This window comes from Photobacterium sanguinicancri, assembly GCF_002265265.1.
Classification (GTDB): domain Bacteria; phylum Pseudomonadota; class Gammaproteobacteria; order Enterobacterales; family Vibrionaceae; genus Photobacterium; species Photobacterium sanguinicancri.
Genome location: NZ_NOIF01000297.1, coordinates 1 through 3,144 on the forward strand (window position 1 = coordinate 1; position 3,144 = coordinate 3,144).

The 3,144-nt window shown below is 39.6% G+C and carries 4 protein-coding genes; 3 read left to right on the forward strand and 1 reads right to left on the reverse strand.

Features of this window, described 5'->3' with window-relative positions; translation table 11 throughout:
• Positions 1-83 precede the first annotated feature (83 nt).
• Positions 84-515, reverse strand: coding sequence for a hypothetical protein (locus ASV53_RS23320; protein ID WP_239928901.1), 432 nt, complete (start codon positions 513-515; stop codon positions 84-86).
• Between the two features lie 555 nt (positions 516-1,070).
• On the opposite strand from ASV53_RS23320, the gene ASV53_RS23325 reads away from it, so the two are divergent.
• The 3 genes from ASV53_RS23325 (at position 1,071) to ASV53_RS23335 (ending at position 2,935) form a co-directional block, all read left to right on the forward strand.
• Positions 1,071-1,586 (forward strand): DUF2505 domain-containing protein, encoded by a 516-nt coding sequence (locus ASV53_RS23325; protein ID WP_094958896.1) that lies wholly within the window; start codon positions 1,071-1,073, stop codon positions 1,584-1,586.
• A 59-nt stretch (positions 1,587-1,645) separates the two neighbouring features.
• Entirely contained in the window at positions 1,646-2,278 is a 633-nt protein-coding gene (locus tag ASV53_RS23330) for a TetR/AcrR family transcriptional regulator (protein WP_048898436.1), read from the forward strand.
• 261 nt (positions 2,279-2,539) lie between these two features.
• Positions 2,540-2,935 carry a hypothetical protein gene (locus ASV53_RS23335; RefSeq protein WP_141226305.1) on the forward strand — a complete coding sequence of 132 codons (396 nt, stop codon included), beginning with the start codon at positions 2,540-2,542 and terminating at the stop codon, positions 2,933-2,935.
• Positions 2,936-3,144 lie beyond the last annotated feature (209 nt).

A 3,144-nucleotide genomic window follows, 5' to 3' on the forward strand; every position in this document is an offset into this window, starting at 1 on the left:
ATAAACAAGGCCTTTTGTGTGTAGGATAAATTGTGTATAAGAGACAGGCTATTCACAGTTACACTTTTATTTGTCTGTAACAGCTATAAACCAAACTTTTTAACGGCACATTTGCATAGCCCCGCACCCATCGCTGGACAACGTTTACAAGGGGGAGATTTGAGCGGCATTCGCGCTAAGGAGATTTTCGGATTTGATTGTTCAGGTATTGGCATCACGCGCTTAACAGTCGTTGAACTACCACCAGCAAAAGCAAGCGTCATAGGCACACTGCTCCCCTCATTAAACCAGGATAACAGAGGGTTCAATGGTGTTGCCAATTCACTCACAGCATCAACCAATGCCTGATGCGAAATGTCTTTCATTTCACGTTTAACACTTTCATCTATATTAAGGCGGCTTCTGACAGATAGCGTCTTCCCTAGCGACATTAACTTCTTTGCAGAACGGCTAGGCTGTATCAGCGTTTTCTTCTTAAGCTTCTTTAGGGCCTTTTTCGCATCCACAATAGTCATACTCAAACGTGATTAGATGCTTAAAAATACCAGAATGTCTCCCCTAGATAAAGGCAAACAACAATCAGTATCATTACCCTTTCTAAAAGTCAGTCCTATCGCATCGAATTTCAAACACTGTAGATTAGATAATAAAAAACCACTCGTGCCTAGCGAGTGGTTTTTCTTTCTTTAGAGCACGACACCATATCATTTAAGAAAGTGATAATACGCCACTCCGATGAATGTGACGTATTATTTGACTGCGTAATTAGACTGATGAAGCATATGCAACACCACACTACTAGCGTGCGAAGTATATAGCTCCTCCTTTAACGTGTTTGAGGTGTTAATCACAAAACACCAAGCTTTCCGTACTATGTACCGGATGCAACAAAAAATAGAACAAAGACTCTATTTCATTTAATTGTGAGCAGTCACGACAAAAATACAAATACTAAAAAGGAATATTGATCGAGGGCTAATTTTTCAGTCTTTCCCTTTGAATTCAAATGCTGCTAGTTGCACACTAACTTAAGTTGTCTGACCAGTTTTAAGAAGTTAAAAGGAAGAAAAATGGATATTTCTGTTACTCACGATTACCAAATTGATTTGGATTCAATACTTCGTTTTTTTAGCGAAGAAGATCTTATTACTGATAAGTATGCTCAACTTTCAGCGAAGAACGTCAAAGTTATTGCCATTAAAGAGACCGAAGATGGTTTTAGCGTCGCTACACAGCGTGATGTCCCTGCAAACGTCCCGGCGGTTTTAAAAAGCATGCTTGGTAGCTTTAATACGATTAATCAAAGTGAAACTTGGCATTGGCAAGACGATGAATCTTTGATTTGCAAGATGACCGTTGAGATTGTTGGCGTACCAGCAAAAATCACTGGCTCTATGTTATTTAGTGAACCTGCAAAAAAAGCAGGTGGTGATGTGGCGACACGCAACCAAGTAACCGTTTCTGTGACGAGTGCAATGCCATTGATTGGCAGTACTTTAGTGAAGTTTATTAGCGAAGATATTAAGCAGCAGATGCAAAGTGAATACGAGTTTCTACTAAGCTCAGCGCCTGAACTAGCAAACTAAGTTGACTGGCATTTGTAATAAACCGCGTTTAACAAACGCCGTCAAGACAAGGAATAACCATGAAGACCCGTGATCGGATTCTCGCTGTTAGTCTCGACTTATTCAATCGAAAAGGCGTGGCCAATGTAAGCACACTCATCATCGCTACCGAAATGGGAATAAGTCCTGGTAATCTCTATTATCATTTTCGTGGTAAAGACGAGATTATATCAACGCTGGTAGAGGAGCTTCACAATTCACTCACTCGTATTAGCCACGAATACAAAGACCAGGTTACAGACTTTGATGATTATTGGCCATTTTTACACACCATCATGGCGCTATTTACTCATTATCGATTCCTGTTTCGTAACCTTGATAACCTCAACAGCCAAAGCCCACAAATAAAACGTAAAATACGCACTTTGGTGCTAAAACTACGTACTTTAAGCAGTGACATGCTCGCACATTTAGCCGATTTAGGCATGTTAGATTGCGATGCATCAAATCAGCCTTTAATTGCTGATAACTTACTACTTGTGAGCTTAAACTGGTTAAATTATCAAACCCTGCTTCACGATAAATTAAGTGAAGATGAATTGATTCGAGCAGGTGTACTACGTTTAATTTCAATGGTGGAGCCTTATCTATCTGAAAATGCCAAATCGCCTTTTTATACTCACCAAGATTTAGTTGATGAGCTTGTTCAATAAATAATCAAGTGTGGATTCATTGCGATAGAACGCACTCAACATCGTGAGGCAGCTATTAATAATGGCTGCCTTTATCATTTTGGTTAGATAATAAATGTGATTGCCACTCATGTGATCCCTCGCCCACATAGTAATGTAACCGCTTTCTTTGGTGGCGTAGATAAGTAATATCTAGTTACAAAGGTACGAAGTTGTATATATAAGTGAAAATGACACTACGAAACGACAGCTTTGTACATATTGCAGCTTTAAAAGGAATTTATGATGACTGCAACCAAAAATATTGAAAAAACGATTATCTCAACGAGTTACATCTCTAAATTAGCTGCGCATACTTCTACATTCATGGCTGCGCGCAGTAAAGAACGCACTTTTCTGCCTGCAATAGGGGCGCATTGGTGGCTCATTTCTCTCTCCAATCCTATTTCGGTCGAAAAGTTTTTATCTCATATTTTTTCTATTGGATTCTATGGTGATATTGATGTACGCGGCAACGAGATTGAATTACAAACAAAGTACCAAGCAGAAGCCGCAATGATCAACGCATATTGTTCACCAGAAGCCTTCCCGATTACGATTACTGATTTAGCGGCTGAAGCTATTTATGTGGCAAACGACAACCATGCCCTAGCAACCAACGCTACAATGGCGCACTAAGTTATGAGGGCGAGCGCTTAGTGCACATGCAATTTAGTGTTACCCCTTCAAGCTGGGCGATGCTTAATGTGCTTTCTCAGGTAATTAGCATTCACGCTATTGTTCATTTTGACCCTAACGGATACATGGTATTAAAAGCCTCAAAAGATGAGGAACAAAGAATCATTCATCACCTTGAATCTTACTTATAGCTCTATATAACTTTACTT

What these genes read in the sequence shown, in the direction of transcription:
- ASV53_RS23335 (WP_141226305.1), top strand. Translation starts at nt 2,540, where the DNA reads ATGATGACTGCAACCAAAAATATTGAAAAAACGATTATCTCAACGAGT.
- ASV53_RS23330 (WP_048898436.1), top strand. Translation starts at nt 1,646, where the DNA reads ATGAAGACCCGTGATCGGATTCTCGCTGTTAGTCTCGACTTATTCAAT.
- ASV53_RS23320 (WP_239928901.1), bottom strand. Translation starts at nt 515, where the DNA reads ATGACTATTGTGGATGCGAAAAAGGCCCTAAAGAAGCTTAAGAAGAAA.
- ASV53_RS23325 (WP_094958896.1), top strand. Translation starts at nt 1,071, where the DNA reads ATGGATATTTCTGTTACTCACGATTACCAAATTGATTTGGATTCAATA.